This window comes from Mitsuaria sp. GD03876 (assembly GCF_029840635.1).
GTDB lineage: Bacteria > Pseudomonadota > Gammaproteobacteria > Burkholderiales > Burkholderiaceae_C > Roseateles.
The window spans coordinates 11923-28499 of sequence record NZ_JAOCCU010000017.1 but is presented as its reverse complement, the minus strand read 5'-3'; the positions used below and the strand labels follow the sequence as shown (position 1 = coordinate 28499).

The following is a 16577-nucleotide window of genomic DNA, read 5'->3' as shown; positions in this document are numbered from 1 at the left end:
GATGCGGTTCACCGACCTCTTCATCCGCCGCCCCATCCTGGCGATCGTCGCCAGCTGCCTGATCCTGCTGGTAGGGCTGTACGCGGCGTTCGCGCTGCCCGTGCGGCAGTACCCCTACCTGGAGAACGCGACCATCACCGTGAGCACCACGCTGCCCGGCGCGACGCAGGACGTCATGCAGGGCTTCGTCACCACGCCGATCGCGCAGGCCATCGCCACCGCGACCGGCATCGAGTACCTGAGCTCCACCACCACCCAAGGCAAGAGCGACATCAAGGCGCGGCTGGTGATCAACGCCAACGCCGACCGCGCCATGACCGAGATCCTGGCCAAGGTGCAGCAGGTGAAGTCCAAGCTGCCCGCCGGCATCACCGACCCCGTCATCGGCAAGTCCACCGAGGGCGGCACCGCCGTCCAGTACGTGGCCTTCTTCAGCGACACGCTGACCATCCCGCAGGTCACGGACTTCGCGACCCGCGTCGCCGTGCCGATGTTCAGCGGCATCCCGGGCGTCGGTTCCGTCGACATCAACGGCGGCCAGACGCTGGCCATGCGGCTGTGGATCGACCCGGTGCGGCTCGCCGCCCGCGGCCTGTCGGCCGGCGAGGTCGCCGCGGCGCTGCGCGCCAACAACGTCCAGGCCGCGCCGGGCCAGCTCAAGAGCGCGCTGACCGTCACCGGCATCAGCGCCGCCACCGACCTGCGCGACGTCGAGGACTTCCGCAACATGGTGATCAAGGGCGGCGGGACCGGCGGCATCGTCCGGCTGTCCGATGTCGCCACCGTCGAGATCGGCGGCCAGAACTACGACAACGCGTCCTTCGCCAGCGGCGTGCCGGCGATCTTCGTGTCGATCTACCCGACGCCCGACGGCAACCCGGTGGACATCGTCCGCCGCGCCGGCGAGCTGGTGCCGCGCATCCGCGAGATGGCCCCGCCCGGCCTGACGGTGCGGCCCAACTACGACGTGGCGCGCTTCGTCAACGCCTCCATCGAGGAAGTCCGCCATACGCTGGTCGAGGCGATCGCCATCGTGGTCGTCGTCATCTTCCTGTTCCTGGGCACCCTGCGCGCGGTGGTGATCCCGGTGGTCACGATTCCGCTGTCGCTGGTCGGGACCGCGGCGCTGATGCTGGCCTTCGGCTTCTCGATCAACCTGCTCACGCTGCTGGCGATGGTGCTGGCGATCGGGCTGGTGGTCGACGACGCGATCGTCGTCGTCGAGAACATCCACCGGCACGTCGAGGAGGGCCTGTCCCCGATCCGCGCCGCCCTGGTGGGCGCGCGGGAGATCGTCGGGCCGGTCATCGCGATGACGATCACGCTGGCCGCCGTGTACGCGCCGATCGGGATGATGGGCGGGCTGACCGGCGCGCTCTTCAAGGAGTTCGCCTTCACGCTGGCCGGCTCGGTGGTGGTGTCCGGCGTGGTCGCGCTGACGCTGTCGCCGATGATGAGTTCGACGCTGCTCAAGGGGAAGGACTCCGAATCGCGGCTGGCGCGGCTCGTCGAGCGCGCCATGGAGCGGCTGGCGCACGCCTATGGCCGCCTGCTCGGCTGGACGCTGGCGGCGCGCGGCGTGGTGCTGCTGGTCGGCGCGGCGATGCTGGCGGCGATCGTCGTGCTGTTCCTGGGCACGCGGCAGGAGCTCGCGCCGACCGAGGACCAGGGCCTGGTCGTCGTCATCAACAAGGCGCCGCAGTACGCCGGCGTCGGCTACACGGCCCGCTACGCCCGCCAGATCGCGCGGATCTTCGAGTCGCTGCCCGAGTTCGACAGCAGCTTCATGCACATCGGCGGCACCGGCCGCGGCCAGAACCAGATGTTCGGCGGCGCGATCCTGAAGGACTGGGCGGCGCGGGATCGCAGCTCGATCGACATCCAGAAGCAGCTGCAGGCCGCTGGCGCCGGCATCGACGGGCAGACCTTCACCGCGGTCCAGCTGCCGCCGCTGCCGGGCTCCAGCGGCGGCTTGCCGGTGCAGCTCGTGCTGCGCTCGTCGGACGACTTCTCGGCGCTGTACGAGACCGCCGAGAAGCTGCGCACCGCGGCCTACAAGAGCGGGCTGTTCGTGTTCGTGCAGAACAACCTGGCCTACGACAGCCCGCAGGCGCATGTACGCATCGACAACGCCAAGGCCGGCGAGCTCGGCGTCAGCATGCAGGCCATCGCGGACACGCTGGCGGTGCTGGTGGGGGAGAACTTCGTCTCGCGCTTCAACTTCCACGACCGCTCGTACGACGTGATCCCGCAGGTCCGCGGCGGCGACCGCGCGTCGCCCGAGGACATCGGCCGCTTCCAGGTCAAGACGGCCTCGGGCGCGATGGTGCCGCTGTCCACGGTGGCGCGCATCGACCGGCGGCCGCAGGCCAACCAGCTGACGCAGTTCAACCAGCTGAACTCCGTGACGCTGGAGATGCTGCCCCGGCCCACCGTCAGCATGGGCGAGGCGGTGGCCTTCCTGCAGTCGCAGCCGCTGCCGGTGGGCACCAGCGTGGACTGGCTCAGCGACAGCCGGCAGTTCGTCCAGGAGGGCAACCGCCTGGTCGTCTCCTTCGGGCTGGCGCTGATCGTGATCTTCCTGGTGCTGGCGGCGCAGTTCGAAAGCCTGCGCGATCCGCTGGTCATCCTCGTCACGGTGCCGCTGGCGGTCTGCGGCGCGCTGCTGCCGCTGTGGCTCGGTTTCGCCACGCTCAACATCTACACCCAGATCGGTCTGGTCACCTTGATCGGCCTGATCTCCAAGCACGGGATCCTGATGGTCAGCTTCGCCAATCACATCCAGGCACTGGAGGGCCTCTCCCGCGTGGAGGCCATCCGCAAGGCGGCCGAGGTGCGCATGCGCCCGGTCCTGATGACCACCGCCGCGATGGTGGCCGGCCTGGTGCCGCTGCTGTTCGCGACCGGCGCGGGCTCGGCGAGCCGCTTCTCCATCGGCATCGTCGTCGTGATGGGCATGCTGGTGGGCACGCTCTTCACGCTGTTCGTGCTGCCCACGGTCTACAGCTTCGTCGCGAAGGACCACCGGCCCGCGGCCCGCAGCGCCCGCGAGCAGGAACTGGCCGCCACGGAGGCGCAGCATGTTTGAACACGCCCCCTTCCCGCGCTCCCGGCCACGTGCGGGCTCACGGTCACGTCCGGACCCACGCGGTGCCGGCTTCGCCGCGGCCACGCTGGCGGTCGCGATCAGCGGCTGCGCCAGCGGACCGGTCGACCAAGCCCCGGCCGTCCCGTCGTCCGCGCACGGCGCCTTCGTCCACCGGTCCGATCCTGTCGAGTCCGCCGCCGAGCCGCCGGACGACTGGTGGCGCCTGTATGACGACCCGGTGCTGGACCGGCTGATCGCCGACGCGCTGGCCGCGAACACGACCTTGCGCGAGGCCGTGGCCCACCTCCGCCGCGCCCAGGCCGTCGAGGCCGAGGCGCGGGCGGGCCTGTGGCCGGGCACCGCGGTCTCGGCCGGCGCGTCCTCGGGCCGCAATCCCGCGGCGTCCGGCGGCACCGGCTTGCCGCCGGTCCAATGGACCTACACCGGCCAGGTGAACCTGTCGTACGAGGTCGACCTGTTCGACCGCGTGGACCAGACGCTGAAGGCGGCCCGGTCGGACCGCGAGGCCAGCGAAGGCGCGCGGGACGCGGCGATCGTCGTGGTCGTGTCCGAGGTGACCCGCGCCTACTCCGATGCCTGCGCGGCCGCGGCGTCGGCGGCGGTCTCGCGGCAGTCCCTGGACATCGCGGGCCGCGTGCTGGCGATGGCGCGGCGGCGTCACGAGATCGGCGCCGCGCCGGAGATCGACGTCCAGCGCGCCGACCTGGCGGTCGCCCAGGCACGGGCGCAGCTGCCGCAATGGGAAGGCCAGCAGGCGGCGGCGCTCCTGGCGCTCGCGGCGTTGATGGGCCGCACGCCGGCGGAGATTCCAGAGGCGGCGCGCCAGTGCTCGACCGTGCCGACGCCACTTGGCCCGCTGCCGGTGGGCGACGGCGCCGGGCTGCTCCGCCGCCGGCCCGACGTGCGCCAGGCCGAACGCCACCTGGCCGGCGACCTCGCCCGCGTGGGCATCGCCACGGCGGAGCTCTATCCCCGGGTGACGATCGGCGCGTCCGGCGGCTACACGCGCAACGACAGCCTGCGGGGCAGCCGCAGCTGGTCCTTCGGCATCGGCCCGCTGGTGTCGTGGACCTTCCCCAATCGCGTCGCCGTCCAGGCGCGGCTGGCGCAGGCGAAGGCCGACGGCGCGGCCTCGCTGGCGCGCTTCGACAGCACCGTGCTGACGGCGCTCAAGGAGACGGAGACCACGCTGGCGGCCTACGCGTCCGCGATGGCGCAGAAGGACGCGCTGGCCGTGGCCCAGGACAAGGCCGCCGCCGTGTTCGAGGTGGCGCGCAAGCGCTACGAGGCCGGCGCCGCCAGCGAGCTGGAACTGGACCTCGCGCGGGCCGACCTGACGTCGATCGCCGCGCAGGTCGCATCGGTCGAGCAACGGGTCGGCTCGACCCGTGTCGACGTGTTCAAGGCTTTGGGCGGCGGCTGGGCTTCGGCTTCGCGGTGACCGCGGCCTTCTCGGCGGCCGCGGGCTTCGCGGCCCCGAGGCTGCCGATGTAGGCGCAGAACATGTCCGAGACCGCGTTGGCGTAGGCCTTGATCTCCGCGGCCGTGCGCGGGCTGGCCGAGAAGTCGTGGCCCACCATGCTCAGCGTGGTCAGCACCAGCTCGCCGGCCAGGTCCCGCTCGGGCTCGGACGCCAGCGGCGCGGCTTCCCGCATGAAGCGGCCCATCATCAGGCGGATGGCCGACTTGGCCTCCTGCGCTTCCGGCGCGTCGCGGTACAGCGGGGCGGCGTCGTTCAGCGCGACGCGCATGTCGGCTTCCTCGCACTCGGACTTGATGAAGGCCTGCACGAGTACCCGCAGCCGCTCCAGCGGCGGTTTCTTCCCGTCCTCGAGGATGCCGCCGAGCCGGTCGGCAGTCTCCCGCCATTCGTCGGCCTGCAGCCGGAACAGGATGGCGGCCTTGTTGGGGAAGTACTGGTAGACCGACCCCACGCTGACCCCCGCCTTCTCCGCGACGCGCGCGGTGGTGAAGCGGGCGGCGCCTTCCTTGGCCAGGACCTGGATGGCGGCCTCCAGGATGGTGGCGACCAGCTCGGTCGAGCGCGCCTGCTTCGGCTGCTTCCGGGACGAGATCTGCGGGGGCTGGCGCGTGGACATGGGCGGGCTCGAATGCGATGGATTGTTCGCATTCTATCCACGCGACGCCGTCGACCGGGAGGGCTGGCTTTCAAGCCGTTGCAATCGAAAACCCCAAATTCTTGAAAGCGCTTTCAGAATTCGCCGATCTTGCCTAGGATTGCCACGGCTGGAGAAGTCGCGGACCTGGACGAGCGTCGCAGAACGCTGGCCGGATCGCGCCGATCGGTGCCCTCCCGCACACATCGACAACATTTCTTGGAGACATGAATGGGACTTCAGAACCGCCTTGACGCGCAGGGATTGCTGCGCGCCGCCGCGTTGGGCTTGCTGGTCACCGCGGGCGCGCAGGCCACGGCCAGCGTCACCAACCCGACCATCGGCCGCCTGCTGTGGTCGGAGGAGTTCAACGGGGCGTCGTTGAACACGAACGTGTGGACGACCTTCGACGGCAACGGCTGCCAGATCAACCTCTGCGGCTACGGCAACGCGGAGCTCGAGTACTACCGGCCCAACAACCTGTCGATCGCCGACGTGCCCTTCGAGCCCGGCACGCGGGCGCTGGCGATCCGCGCGTTGCGGGAGACGATCGGCAGCAACCAGTTCACCTCGGGCAAGGTCGATTCCTACGGCAAGGTGCAGGTGCAGTACGGGATGATCGAGATCCGCATGGCCTCGCCGCAGGTGACGACGGGCCTGTGGCCGGCGGCGTGGATGCTGGGCACCAGCCCGCAGACCTGGCCGCGCAAGGGCGAGATCGACATCATGGAGCAGGGCCACCGCGCGTCGGCCTGGGCGGCCGCGGGGGCGCCGTCGGCGGACTACTTCATCGGCTCCAACGTGATCACCTGGGCGCAGGCGGCCTGCGTGCCGGGCAACGAGTCGTGCGCGGCCTCGACGGCGTGGCAGACCAAGAATTGGTACAAGCCGCAGGTGTCGCTGGCGAATCGCTTCGTCAAGTACCGCTTCTACTGGACCGACACGCAGATGCGCTTCACGGTCGTGGACAACGACGGCGAGCACGACATGTACGACGCGCCGCTGCCGGTGAACTCGCCGGCGCTGCAGGCGCCGTTCTACCTGCTGCTGAACCTGGCGGTGGGCGGCAACTTCACCGACGCGGCGAATCCGTCGCAGGTCAGCGCGCCGCTGCCGGCGACGATGTACGTGGACTATGTCCGCGTGTATGAGCTCGACGGCAAGGGCGAGGTGAAGCTGGGCAGCCAGGTGGTGCCGGAGGTCGGAAAGTTCGGCGTGTTCACCGACAACACAGTGGTGAACAACAAGCTGGTGGCGGGCAGCACGTCCGACATCTTCCTGTGGAATGCCGCGTCGTCCGGGGCCGGCAACATCCAGCCGTACGAGGGCACGAACGTGATCGCGTGGAGCTACAACACGCCGGGGCAGTGGTTCGGCGGCGGCATCCAGTCGCGGCAGATCCGGGACCTGACCAACTTCCGCAACGGCAACGTGAAGTTCCGGATCAAGATCCCGGCGGACGTGTCGTTCAACATCGGCATCGGGGACACCTACACGAATCAGTCGTGGGTGAACTTCCCGGCCAACACGACGGCGTTCGGGCTGGTGCGCAACGGCGAGTGGGCGACGGCGACGATCCCGGTGTCGACGCTGATCGGGCCGAAGGTGGCGCTGCAGTCGATCGCGGACATCTTCATGATCTCGAGCGACAACAACCGGATGCCGGCCTCGGCGTTCCAGTTCGCGATCGACGACGTGGTGTGGGACTCGGGCACGACGACGACGGAGCCGCCGACCCAGCCGACGCCTGCAGGCATCACGCAGCCGACGGCCACGACGGTGAAGTTCACGGAGCCGACGGGGACCTGGGCGGACGTGCATTACACGGTCAACGGCGGTGGCCAGCTGAACGTGCGGATGCTCAAGGAAGGCAGCGGGAACGCGTACACGGTCACCGGACTGAAGAAGGGCGACGTCGTGCGCTACAGCTTCACGTACTGGGATCCGGTGCGCAACGGGGCGTATGACTCGGCGCAGCAGAGCTACACGCTGAAGTAAGGCGGCGCTCGTCGCGTCGCGACCGCATCAAGTGGAACGCCCGGCTTGCCGGGCGTTCTTGCGTTTGGATGGCGCTGAACATCCCCATGAACGCGCGGCGTCCGGAGGCTCATCGACCTGCGTCCATCGACGCTAAGGCAGCACGCAAGCCATGACAGCGCCAAAGTGCGCGCCGCTTCCGGCGACGACGAAGAGGTGCCAGATGCCGTGCGCGTGCTGCCTCCGGCCGGGATTGACGAAGAAGTAGGTGCCTGCGGTGTAGAGACCCGCGCCCGCCAGGAACAGCCCCAGCGAGCCGCGCGAGGCCTGCGCCAGCGCCGGAACGCAGGCGAGGGTCGCCATCCATCCGCTCGCGAGGTACACCCCGAGCATGGGCCGCTCCCGTCGGCCAAACAGCGAGAGCACCGATCCGGTGAGCGCCACGGCCCACACGCCGGCAAGCAGCGCCCAGTCCGCCGAGCCACGCCCCGACAGCAGCGCGAACGGCGTCGCGGTGCCGGCGATCAGCAGGAAGATCGCGCAGTGGTCGGCGCGTGCCCAGAATTGCTGCGCGCGCCCCCGGGTGCTGTGGCACAAGGTCGATGCCGCGAAGACGGCGACGAGCGCCGCGCCGAAGACACCCACCGCCGCGACGCGACGCAGGCTGCCGGTGTCCAGCGCTTGAACCACCAACCAGGCCGTCGCCGGCAACGCCGCGAGCAGGCCGGCCAGGTGGGTCGCAGCATTCAGGCGCTCGCCGCGGTACATCGCACCTCCAAGGAGCCGTTCGTCACGGACAGCCTATCCAGCGCGTATGACGCCCAGATCACCGCTTGGCTGGCCACGGGTCTTTGCTGCTTCGACCCGAAAAAGATAAATCTCGCGACGATCGGATCCGTGTTTCAATGCCTCGCGTCATTCGACCCCACGGGGTTCGGCTGAACGCATTCGATGCACCACCCTGCATCGCACCGATGCCCGGGACGTTTGCGTCCCGTGATGCCGCCCGGCGCCTCGCCGCCCGGCCTCCCGCACGTCACCAACACGACGGGGACATCGATCCCAGCGGCACGCCAATCAAGCATGAAGAAAGGCTCTTTGCATGAGCAGCAAGATCTACGTGGGCAACCTGCCCTACTCGGTGACGGACGACACCCTCCGCAGCAACTTCTCGGAGTTCGGCGACGTCGCCTCGGCCAAGGTGATGATGGACCGCGACACCGGCACCTCGAAGGGCTTCGGGTTCGTGGAAATGAAGTCGGCCGAAGGGGCCGAAGCGGCCATCGCGGGCTTGCACGGCGTGTCGGTGCAAGGACGCTCGATCGTGGTCAGCCTGGCGCGCCCTCGCGACGCGGAGAAGCGTGCGGACGCGCGCCCACAGCAGGGGGAGTTCCGCGCGACCAAGCGTTCCGACGTGGGATACGGGTCAGGCGGATTTGGCGGCGGCCGCTATTGAGGCGCATCGGCCCGGCAAGGGCCGGCTCTCTCGAGTCGGCATTGCGTCGCGGGCACTTGGCGGAATGGCTGGTGAGCAGGCAGCGATGAGGAAGCCGGAGCACCTCCTCGGCAAAGCCTTGAAGGACGTCATATCCGTTTGGCCCGGCCAGGGGGTAAGCCACTACCTTGATGGCCATGCTCCCCGACAACGCGTCGATGAGCGGTTGGAACAACGTCCCGGTGCCATCCATGCCGGGGAGAAGAACCAGCGTGGTCATCGTCAGGCTGGATCACTTCTCACGGCAGCACCCTCACCTTGATGTTCCTGAAGTGCGCCTCGCTCTCCGGGTCGTGGCCCTGCAGCGCGAAGGTGCCGCTGGCCAGGTAGCGCTTCTCCAGGCCCTTCTTGCGGACGATCGGCGATTCCTCGGTGTAGTCGGCCGTCTTCTCGCTGTTGACGAAGGTGGTGACGTGCTTGCCCTCCACGCGCACGGTCAGCGTGAACCACTGCTGGTCCGGCGACACGACCTTCAGGTAGTCCTGCACCCCCCACAACCCGCCCGTGCGGCTGGGATCGCTGTGGGAGTTGTTCACCTGCACCTCGTAGCCGAGTTCGGGCCACCCCACCTCCTGCCACTTCGTGTGGAAGTACACCCCCGAATTGGCCTTCGGGAAGGTCATCACGTCGACCTTCAGCTCGAAGTTCCTGAAGTCGTGCTGCTGCACCGGCCCCATGTAGAACAGGTGCGAGCGCGGACCGCGGACGACGATCGCGCCGTCCTTCACGCTGAACGATCCGGGCTGGTCGCTGGCGCGCCAGTGCTCCAGGCTCTTGCCGTCGAACAGCAGTTGCCAGCCGGCGGCGGATTCTTCGGCGGTGAGCGTGTTGGGCATGTCGGCGGCGTGGGCGGTGGCGGACAGGATGAGGGCGGCGGCGGCCGCGACGGGGGCAAGGCGCATCAGGCGACTCCAACGATCTGCAGGACCTTGAGGGGCGGGCCGTCGAAGGTGACGGAGGGAATGTTGCCGACGTAGCCCACGTCCTTCATGCCGTCGGGCGTCGTGTAGAAACCGCCGGCGGTCAGGTCGCGGAAACGCTTGAAGAAATGCGCGGCGGCGGCGAACTCGGGGCGGGCGCTCTCGGTCCAGCAGATGTCGTCGGCGATGCGCGACTGCTGGGCCACGTCGAGCTGGTCGAAGCGCAGGCCGCCGAAGCGCCTCGCGCTCTCGGCCTCCAGCCAGGCCAGGCCGTCCACGATGAGGGGCTTGTCCTTGGCCTGCTTGGGATACGGCGCGCTGATCCATTCGTCGATGAAGCGATGCACCTGCAGCTGCGCCGCGCTGGGCGACCGGTCGTCGGCCGGGATGATCAGGCCGCACAGCACCTGCGCGGTGCGGTTCTGCGCGGCGTCGAAGGTCAGTGGCCACAGGTCGCCGCTCTGGTAGGACTTCGTCAGCAACGGGTCCGTGCCGTAGCCGGTGGGCTTGCCGCCCTTGCCGGCCTTGCGCTTCGCGGGCGTGGCGCCGGCCGACACGTCGAGGCTCGAGGCCGCGCTCGCGGCCAGCATCCATTGCAGGGTCGTTCTGCGGTCCATGCTCAGAGCTCCTTCCGGCGGAAGCGGTCGACGATGTGATCGGCCTGGCGCCAGGCCAGCGCCATGATGGTCAGCGTGGGGTTCTTGTCCGCATTGGAGGCGAAGGGCGCCCCGTCGGAGAGGAACAGGTTGGGCACGTCCCAGGTCTGGCCCCAGCGGTTGGTGACGGAGGTCCTGGCGTCCGCGCCCATGATGGCGCCGCCGACCTCGTGAATGATCGAGCCGCCCGGGGCGATCGCCTTGCGGCCATCCAGCTCCGGCCCGCCGTCGAGCACCCGGCCGCCCATCGCGCCGACGATCTCCGCGAAGGTCTTCTGCATGTGCGCGGCCTGGCGGGTCTCGTGCTCGGCCCATCGCCAGTGGAAACGCAGCACGGGGATGCCGAAACGGTCCTTCGTCGTCGGGTCGATCTCGCAGAAGGACGCCTCGTTGGGGATCATCTCGCCGCGGCCGGCGAAGTAGACGAAGGAGCCGAAGGTGCGCCGCACGTCCTGCTTGAACTTCGCGCCGTAGCTGCCCTTCGTCAGCCACTCGAGATTCGCGCCGGTGCTCGCGCCGGGCATGCGACGGCCGGTGCCCAGCTCGATGTGATAACCGCGAGGGAATCCGAGGCCCTCGGCCCATTTCGCGCCCTGCTTGCCGTACAGCCACCACGGGGCATACATGTGGGAGCCGCCGGCGCCGTCCTCGTTGTGCGGCGGCAGGTTCTCCAGCAGCGGCACCTGGCCGGACAGGTCGCTGCCAACGGTGTCCATCACGTACTTGCCGACCTTGCCGCTGCTGTTGGCCAGGCCTTGGGGATACGCGCCTGACTTGCTGTTCAGCAGGATGCGCACCGACTCGCAGGCGCTGGCGGAGAGCACCACGGCGCGGCCCTTGGCCTCGAGGTGCTTGCCGCTCTTGCGGTCGACGAAGCGCACGCCGCTGGCCTTGCCGTCCTTGGTCGTCACCTCGTAGACCATGGCGTCGCACAGCACGTCGAGGTGGCCGCTGGCGAGCGCCGGCGGCAGGTGCACGGCGGGGCTCTGATAGGTCGCGCCGATGGAGCAGCCGCGCAGGCAGGGCGTGGCCCAGAAGCAGGCGGCGCGATCGCGCATGGATTGCGCGACCAGCGCCTGCGCGCGCGTGTTGCCGGGATGCAGCAAGGCGGGGATGCGGGTGTCGTCGAGCTTGGCGGTCAGGACAGCGCGGTGGATCGGCACGACGGGAATGCCCAGCTGGCCGGCGCGCTGGGCGATGAGGCGTTCCCCGACGCGCGCGGCCGGTGCGGGCAGCAGGCAGCCGTCGGGCGAATCGGGTGTGTTCTCCAGGCCCTCGTTGCTGCCGTAGATGCCCACGAGCATCTCGACCTTGTCGTAGTACGGCGCGAGGTCGTCGTAGCCGATGGGCCAGTCGAAGCCCAGGCCATCGCGGCGATGCGGCTTGAAGTCGTAAGGGCCGTTGCGCAGCGCGATGCGGCCCCAGTGGTTGGTGCGGCCGCCGAGCATGCGGGCGCGCCACCAGTCGAAGCGCTGTTCCTCGTTGTCGGAGGCCTGGGTGTAGGGCTCGCCCGGCACCTGCCAGCCGCCGTCGACGGTGGCGTCATAGAAACCGAAGGGCTTGTCCGGCGTGCTGGCACCGCGCAGCGGCGCGTCGTGCGAGGCCTGGAACATCGGGGTCTCGGTGCGGAAGTCGTAGTAGCGGCCGGCTTCCAGCATCAGCACCTTCACGCCTTCCAGCGCCAGCGTGTAGGCCGTCTGGCCCCCGCCGGCACCCGAGCCGACGACGATGACGTCGTAGTCGCGCGCCATGGTGCGCGTCGTCACAAAACCCATGCGCCCTCCAGGAAGAGTCGGCGGAGTGTGCCATTGGAGGGAGCGCTTTCAGACGTTCATGCGCGGCGGCGAGGGCGCGCTCATTCGGATGGGATGCCGTCCCAGCCGCGGCGGTCCCAAACCGCCTGCACCCGCGCCCAGACGTCGTCCGTCATCTCGAAGCGCCACACGCCGCCCAGGAATGAGGCGAATCGAGGATCCGAGCGGGCTTGCGCTTCGACCCGGTCGATGAAGAGCGCGCCGTGATACGAGAGGAGATCCTCCATGGGGCCTGCGGCCAATGTATTGAGGTAGGGCGTGCAACGAGGATCGCGAACGGCAGCCAGGATGGCGGCCCATGCGTGCTCAGGGCGGTCGCGCGTGATCCATTCGAACTCGTCCCATCCCGTGAGCGCGGAGCCATCCGCGCGGGGCTCCGGCGTGCTGATCCACTCGGCCCATTTGAGCCATTCATCCAGCAGTTGGGGAATGGGCAAAGGGGTGGGCATCGTCGTCATGGCGTCAACCTCGTGGCGCCTCTGGCTCGAGATCGCGGCGGGACGGGAATTCACCCTTCGCCCGCCTGACGACGGCGTCGAGGCAGAGCGCCTCATACCCGAACCGTCGCGAGTACTCCGTTGCCGTCGAGTGGCCGACGTGGTCGACGGAGACCACGCCATTCGCCGAGCGCCAAGGGAGCCAGCTCCGGAACGTGAGACGCCCTTGGAGGAGCTGCTCGACGAGAGGCGTGGCGAACAGGGCGACCTCCGCGTCCCAAAGCACGACCGTGATGTCATCGCCTCGGCGATATCCATCGAGCGCCCATCGCTCGAAGAGCCGGACGCCCTCCGCGGAGTTCTCGAACGAGGCCCGTCGCCCCGAGTCAACGGCGATCTCTGCTTCGAAAGAGGCGGCGGATGCGAGGACGGCGATTTTCATGTGATGGCGAGTTTGGGATGGCGAATGCGCCTGTTGAGCCAAGGGCGCCCGAGTATCCACCTCGCTGCGATGGCGCTCCGGAGGTCGATGTGAACCGAAGGCATGGAGATCGGACGGACCGCGGCGTGTCTGACGAGGCGGCCGGTTGGTCGAAGACGATTCAGAGGCCGGGAATCCGAGAACGAACCCAGTTGGCCATTTCCTCGTTGTCGCACTCAAGCAAGTACTCGACGAGGTCTTGTCCGTCGGATCCGACGACGAGCGGATCAGCGCCCGCAGCGACGAGCCAGTTGAAGAGATCCTTGTAGCCGAGGGCCGCGACCTCGAAAACAACCGCCTCGCCGAACGAGTTCATGGTGTTGACGTCCGCTCCACGCGAATGCAACCAGGCAACCGCGGCGCCGTCGTCTTCCACGGCGAGGTAATGAAGCACCGTCTCTCCGATGCCGTTCATGAGATGGATGAGCTCGGGCCGAGCTGCCACGAGGGTCTCGGAACGCTCATATTCCTTCGCGTAAAGGGCATCGCGAAGCTCGTACCAGGCGGGATCTGTTTCGGACATGCCCGCGAGCATAGGTCCGGTTTCGCCACGCAGGCGACCGAAGATTGCCGGGCTTCTATTCGCGCTCGATCGGCGACCCATCGCCCCGCGTGAATCGGCGCTCCGTGCCGTCGTGATGCATGACGACGTCGTGATCCGGATAGTGGACGACGCCCTTCGACGCCCGACTCCCGACCACGAGGTACACGGCCTCCGAGGCGGAGCGATTCTCCAGGCAATGCCCCACAGGCGCCCCTGCTGCCCAGCCGGCGGCTTCCCCGGCCCGCAGGACGGACGTCTCGTCTTCGACGAGCACCAGTTCACCGGCGAGCACGTACACGAATTCATCCTCCGTTTCGTGCCAGTGCCTATGCGACGACCGGGAGCCCGGTGGCAGCCGTTCGAGCCTCACGCCGAATTGCGTCAGCCGCGCCTGATCGCCGAGGACCAGTTCGGCGTACGGCCCATCGTTCTGTCCGGAGAGGCGATTGGCCGCGCCGGGATGGTCGGTCCAGAGGGTGGTGTCGAGCTTTGGCATTGAAGTGACTCCTCGTTCGAACGAAGGCCATTCTCTGCGGCCGCCGGCCGGCGCGCCCGCCCGCTCACATCCCTCTCGCGTGCCCCCGCACCGCCGTCGGCGCGAAGCCGAAGCGATCGCGGAAGCGCACCGCGAACCGTGATGGCGAGTCGTACCCCACCGCCGACGCGATCTCGGAGACCGGCCGTGTCGTCGCCTGCAGCAGCACCAGCGCGGAGGCCATGCGCACATCGGCGATCAGCTCGCGCAGCGTGACGCCTTCAGCCGCCAAACGGCGCCGCAACGTCGCCTCCGACATCGCCAGCGAGCTCGCGATGGCGTCCGAGCTCCAGTCGCCGTCCAGCTGCGTGGACAGCATTGCCCGTATGCGCCCGGACACCCGCGCGTCATCGGGCGGCACGCGCAGCACCAGGCCTTCCGCGAGCAACCAGTGCGCCACTTCCAGCAGCTGTTGCCGCACCACCGCCTCCGGCCGCGACGGATCCGGCGCCAACGCATGTCGCGCGCGCTCGAAAGCCTCGGCCAGGCCGCTCGACACGCGTTTCAGCACACTGGCGGGCGGCAACGCCGCATCGGCGGCGGACAGGCGCTCCGCGGCGGCGAGGTAGTAGGGATCGTCCAGCACCGTGCCACCAAACATCAGCCAACGCGCCTCGTAGCGCTCGCCATCGGTGATGCGGTTGTAGAAGTCGACCGTCTGTCCGCCGGCCAGCAGCAGCACCTGGCCGGGCAAGGCCCGGACGGCGCCGCCGCGCGCGGGCTTGACCGTCTTGATGCCGCGGTCCACGACGATCACCGCGGGCCGATCGACGCGGATCCGCACGATCTCCAGGCCCTCGCCCTGCATGACATGGGCGGCCACGCCCAACCCGGCCCGCACATGCAGGGTCCGCGCGAGCTCGGCACCCGCGGGCAGGGTCGCACCGCCGCGCACGGCGCTCACGCCGGCGTCTTCACGCGATGGACGGCGCACAGCTTGTTGCCATCCGGGTCCCGGACATAGGCCAGGTAGAACTGGCCGAGCGAATCGATGCGCAGGCCGGGCGGCTCCTCGATCGAGACGCCACCCTGCGCGACCGCCGTGTCGTGGAAGGCCTGGACCTGCTCCGGCGACACGCACCGGAACGCGATCGTGCCGCCGTTGGCGCAGGTCGCGGGTTCGTCGTTGATCGGCTGCGCGATGCCCAGCGTGCCGCCGTCATGGCGATAGAACAGGCGCCGGTGACCGGTCTTGGACTGATGCGGCATCGCGCCGCCGGCGCCCAGCACGCCCAGCACCTGGTCATAGAAGCGCTGCGCGCGGTCGATGTCGTTGGTGCCGATGACGATGTGATTGAACATGAACGCTCCTCGTGGATGACGCCTCCAGTGTAGGAAGCGCCGTCCACGGCGGCGCGCCGCGCTCGCTCAAGTTCGGTGCCGATCCGCTCACGCCATCAGGCGTCGACGATGACCTCGAAGCCGCCGAAGATCATCCGCTGCCCGTCGAAGGGCATGTTCTTCGGATCGTGGTTCATGCGGGGGTCTTCCATCGACTTCTTCATGCCTTCGTCGCGCGCCTGGCGCGACGGCCAGACGATCCACGAGAAGACCACCGTCTCGTCGGGCTTGCGCTGCACGGCCATCGTGAACGAGGTCACCTTGCCTTCGGGCACGTCGTCGCCCCAGCACTCGACGACGCTGAGCGCGCCGTGGTCCTTGAACACGGCCGAGGCGTCCTTGGCCAGTTGGAGATAGGCCTCGCGCTTGGCGGTCGGCACAGCGATCACGAATCCATCCACGTAGTTCATGCGGTTCTCCGGTTGTCGGCGCGGCTCTGGGCCGCCCCTTGGACGACGAATGACGACGGGCGAAATCGACAGCTGGGAGAAAACCGAGGGGATTGTTCGCGAGGAGGGTGCCATTCGCTGGCAGGCAGGCGGGCAAGCGCCCATTCAGGCCGGGATTGTTGTTCCGCGAGCAACAGCGCATTCGCGGCGGCTGCATTTATGCGGAATGGCTCGACATCTATTGTTCCGGCATGGGCGAACAAAACCGCTCTCGACACCGGATACCGACCTCACCCGCTCTCTCAAAGGAACCATCATGACCGCCACCAAGACCCTGATCGCCGCCGCCCTGATCGCAGTTTCCGCCGTGGGCTCTTCGGCCTTCGCGCAGAGCTACAGCCACCTCGACCCGATCACCGCGAGCCAGAAGTCCCGCGCTGAAGTGCTGGCCGACCTGGAGATCTATCGCGAATCCGGCCTGGCCGCAGTGGACCGCACCGAGGACTTCTCGTTGAATGCCGGCCAGCGCGCCAAGGCCGAAGCCCGCTACGCCGAGCTGAAGGCCTCGCCGAAGTACGCGGCGCTGGTTCAGAAATTCGCGGCGAAGGAAAGCAAGGGTGCCGTCACCGAAGGCGTCGCCGCCCGCTGATCGATTCGATCACCCTCATGCGAAACGCCCGGCTTGCCGGGCGTTTTTGCTTTTCGCGCGTCCGCTTGGGGTTATTCAGGAATCTGCGAACCGCCTGGGCTTCTTGAAGAAGC

Annotated in this window: 17 protein-coding genes; 5 read left to right on the top strand and 12 right to left on the bottom strand. The window is 68.6% G+C overall.

Going from position 1 to position 16577, the window contains the following annotated elements; translation table 11 throughout:
* The first annotated feature begins 1 nt into the window (after position 1).
* A complete protein-coding gene (locus N5D62_RS12740; protein WP_279758193.1) occupies positions 2 to 3088 on the top strand; it encodes an efflux RND transporter permease subunit in 3087 nt (1028 codons plus the stop codon).
* Positions 3081 to 4550 (top strand): efflux transporter outer membrane subunit, encoded by a 1470-nt coding sequence (locus tag N5D62_RS12735; RefSeq protein WP_279758192.1) that lies wholly within the window; start codon positions 3081 to 3083, stop codon positions 4548 to 4550. The genes N5D62_RS12740 and N5D62_RS12735 overlap by 8 nt, the downstream gene beginning before the upstream one ends.
* Here N5D62_RS12735 and N5D62_RS12730 read toward each other — a convergent pair.
* Positions 4510 to 5208, bottom strand: a complete 699-nt coding sequence (locus N5D62_RS12730; RefSeq protein ID WP_279758191.1) for a TetR family transcriptional regulator — start codon at positions 5206 to 5208, stop codon at positions 4510 to 4512. The two genes, N5D62_RS12735 and N5D62_RS12730, sit on opposite strands and share 41 nt — an antisense overlap.
* 249 nt (positions 5209 to 5457) lie before the next feature.
* Between N5D62_RS12730 and N5D62_RS12725 the strand changes: the two genes are divergently transcribed.
* Positions 5458 to 7224, top strand: a complete 1767-nt coding sequence (locus N5D62_RS12725; RefSeq protein WP_279758190.1) for a glycoside hydrolase family 16 protein — start codon at positions 5458 to 5460, stop codon at positions 7222 to 7224.
* 132 nt (positions 7225 to 7356) lie between these two features.
* Here N5D62_RS12725 and N5D62_RS12720 read toward each other — a convergent pair whose 3' ends face one another.
* Positions 7357 to 7971: a hemolysin III family protein gene (locus N5D62_RS12720; protein ID WP_279758189.1), complete on the bottom strand. Its 615-nt coding sequence runs from the start codon at positions 7969 to 7971 to the stop codon at positions 7357 to 7359.
* A 334-nt stretch (positions 7972 to 8305) separates the two neighbouring features.
* On the opposite strand from N5D62_RS12720, the gene N5D62_RS12715 reads away from it, so the two are divergent.
* Positions 8306 to 8659: an RNA-binding protein gene (locus N5D62_RS12715; RefSeq protein ID WP_279758188.1), complete on the top strand. Its 354-nt coding sequence runs from the start codon at positions 8306 to 8308 to the stop codon at positions 8657 to 8659.
* A gap of 278 nt (positions 8660 to 8937) precedes the next feature.
* On the opposite strand, the gene N5D62_RS12710 is transcribed toward N5D62_RS12715, so the two are convergent.
* From N5D62_RS12710 to N5D62_RS12665, 10 genes are all read right to left on the bottom strand, one after another.
* On the bottom strand, positions 8938 to 9600 hold the full coding sequence (locus N5D62_RS12710) for a DUF1080 domain-containing protein (protein WP_279758187.1): 663 nt from the start codon (positions 9598 to 9600) through the stop codon (positions 8938 to 8940).
* A complete protein-coding gene (locus N5D62_RS12705; RefSeq protein ID WP_279758186.1) occupies positions 9600 to 10235 on the bottom strand; it encodes a gluconate 2-dehydrogenase subunit 3 family protein in 636 nt (211 codons plus the stop codon). Before N5D62_RS12705 ends, N5D62_RS12710 begins: the two co-directional genes overlap by 1 nt.
* Positions 10236 to 10237: 2 nt before the next feature.
* Positions 10238 to 12049: a GMC family oxidoreductase gene (locus N5D62_RS12700; protein WP_279758185.1), complete on the bottom strand. Its 1812-nt coding sequence runs from the start codon at positions 12047 to 12049 to the stop codon at positions 10238 to 10240.
* 80 nt (positions 12050 to 12129) lie between these two features.
* Positions 12130 to 12546 (bottom strand): DUF6869 domain-containing protein, encoded by a 417-nt coding sequence (locus tag N5D62_RS12695; RefSeq protein WP_279758184.1) that lies wholly within the window; start codon positions 12544 to 12546, stop codon positions 12130 to 12132.
* A 4-nt stretch (positions 12547 to 12550) separates the two neighbouring features.
* Positions 12551 to 12967, bottom strand: a complete 417-nt coding sequence (locus N5D62_RS12690; RefSeq protein ID WP_279758183.1) for a hypothetical protein — start codon at positions 12965 to 12967, stop codon at positions 12551 to 12553.
* Positions 12968 to 13127: 160 nt separating this feature from the next.
* On the bottom strand, positions 13128 to 13529 hold the full coding sequence (locus N5D62_RS12685) for an ankyrin repeat domain-containing protein (protein WP_279758182.1): 402 nt from the start codon (positions 13527 to 13529) through the stop codon (positions 13128 to 13130).
* 55 nt (positions 13530 to 13584) lie between these two features.
* Positions 13585 to 14046 (bottom strand): cupin domain-containing protein, encoded by a 462-nt coding sequence (locus N5D62_RS12680; RefSeq protein WP_279758181.1) that lies wholly within the window; start codon positions 14044 to 14046, stop codon positions 13585 to 13587.
* Between the two features lie 64 nt (positions 14047 to 14110).
* Positions 14111 to 14989 carry a helix-turn-helix transcriptional regulator gene (locus N5D62_RS12675; RefSeq protein ID WP_279758180.1) on the bottom strand — a complete coding sequence of 293 codons (879 nt, stop codon included), beginning with the start codon at positions 14987 to 14989 and terminating at the stop codon, positions 14111 to 14113.
* Positions 14986 to 15387, bottom strand: coding sequence for a VOC family protein (locus tag N5D62_RS12670; protein ID WP_279758179.1), 402 nt, complete (start codon positions 15385 to 15387; stop codon positions 14986 to 14988). The genes N5D62_RS12675 and N5D62_RS12670 overlap by 4 nt, the downstream gene beginning before the upstream one ends.
* 95 nt (positions 15388 to 15482) lie before the next feature.
* Positions 15483 to 15836 carry a DUF1428 domain-containing protein gene (locus N5D62_RS12665; RefSeq protein WP_279758178.1) on the bottom strand — a complete coding sequence of 118 codons (354 nt, stop codon included), beginning with the start codon at positions 15834 to 15836 and terminating at the stop codon, positions 15483 to 15485.
* A 49-nt stretch (positions 15837 to 15885) separates the two neighbouring features.
* On the opposite strand from N5D62_RS12665, the gene N5D62_RS12660 reads away from it, so the two are divergent.
* Entirely contained in the window at positions 15886 to 16464 is a 579-nt protein-coding gene (locus N5D62_RS12660; protein WP_279758177.1) for a DUF4148 domain-containing protein, read from the top strand.
* Positions 16465 to 16577: the final 113 nt, after the last annotated feature.

What these genes read in the sequence shown, in the direction of transcription:
- N5D62_RS12665 (WP_279758178.1), bottom strand. Translation starts at nt 15,836, where the DNA reads ATGAACTACGTGGATGGATTCGTGATCGCTGTGCCGACCGCCAAGCGC.
- N5D62_RS12715 (WP_279758188.1), top strand. Translation starts at nt 8,306, where the DNA reads ATGAGCAGCAAGATCTACGTGGGCAACCTGCCCTACTCGGTGACGGAC.
- N5D62_RS12725 (WP_279758190.1), top strand. Translation starts at nt 5,458, where the DNA reads ATGGGACTTCAGAACCGCCTTGACGCGCAGGGATTGCTGCGCGCCGCC.
- N5D62_RS12705 (WP_279758186.1), bottom strand. Translation starts at nt 10,235, where the DNA reads ATGGACCGCAGAACGACCCTGCAATGGATGCTGGCCGCGAGCGCGGCC.
- N5D62_RS12685 (WP_279758182.1), bottom strand. Translation starts at nt 13,529, where the DNA reads ATGTCCGAAACAGATCCCGCCTGGTACGAGCTTCGCGATGCCCTTTAC.
- N5D62_RS12695 (WP_279758184.1), bottom strand. Translation starts at nt 12,546, where the DNA reads ATGACGACGATGCCCACCCCTTTGCCCATTCCCCAACTGCTGGATGAA.
- N5D62_RS12660 (WP_279758177.1), top strand. Translation starts at nt 15,886, where the DNA reads ATGACGACGGGCGAAATCGACAGCTGGGAGAAAACCGAGGGGATTGTT.
- N5D62_RS12730 (WP_279758191.1), bottom strand. Translation starts at nt 5,208, where the DNA reads ATGTCCACGCGCCAGCCCCCGCAGATCTCGTCCCGGAAGCAGCCGAAG.
- N5D62_RS12670 (WP_279758179.1), bottom strand. Translation starts at nt 15,387, where the DNA reads ATGTTCAATCACATCGTCATCGGCACCAACGACATCGACCGCGCGCAG.
- N5D62_RS12720 (WP_279758189.1), bottom strand. Translation starts at nt 7,971, where the DNA reads ATGTACCGCGGCGAGCGCCTGAATGCTGCGACCCACCTGGCCGGCCTG.
- N5D62_RS12680 (WP_279758181.1), bottom strand. Translation starts at nt 14,046, where the DNA reads ATGCCAAAGCTCGACACCACCCTCTGGACCGACCATCCCGGCGCGGCC.
- N5D62_RS12710 (WP_279758187.1), bottom strand. Translation starts at nt 9,600, where the DNA reads ATGCGCCTTGCCCCCGTCGCGGCCGCCGCCGCCCTCATCCTGTCCGCC.
- N5D62_RS12700 (WP_279758185.1), bottom strand. Translation starts at nt 12,049, where the DNA reads ATGGGTTTTGTGACGACGCGCACCATGGCGCGCGACTACGACGTCATC.
- N5D62_RS12735 (WP_279758192.1), top strand. Translation starts at nt 3,081, where the DNA reads ATGTTTGAACACGCCCCCTTCCCGCGCTCCCGGCCACGTGCGGGCTCA.
- N5D62_RS12740 (WP_279758193.1), top strand. Translation starts at nt 2, where the DNA reads ATGCGGTTCACCGACCTCTTCATCCGCCGCCCCATCCTGGCGATCGTC.
- N5D62_RS12690 (WP_279758183.1), bottom strand. Translation starts at nt 12,967, where the DNA reads ATGAAAATCGCCGTCCTCGCATCCGCCGCCTCTTTCGAAGCAGAGATC.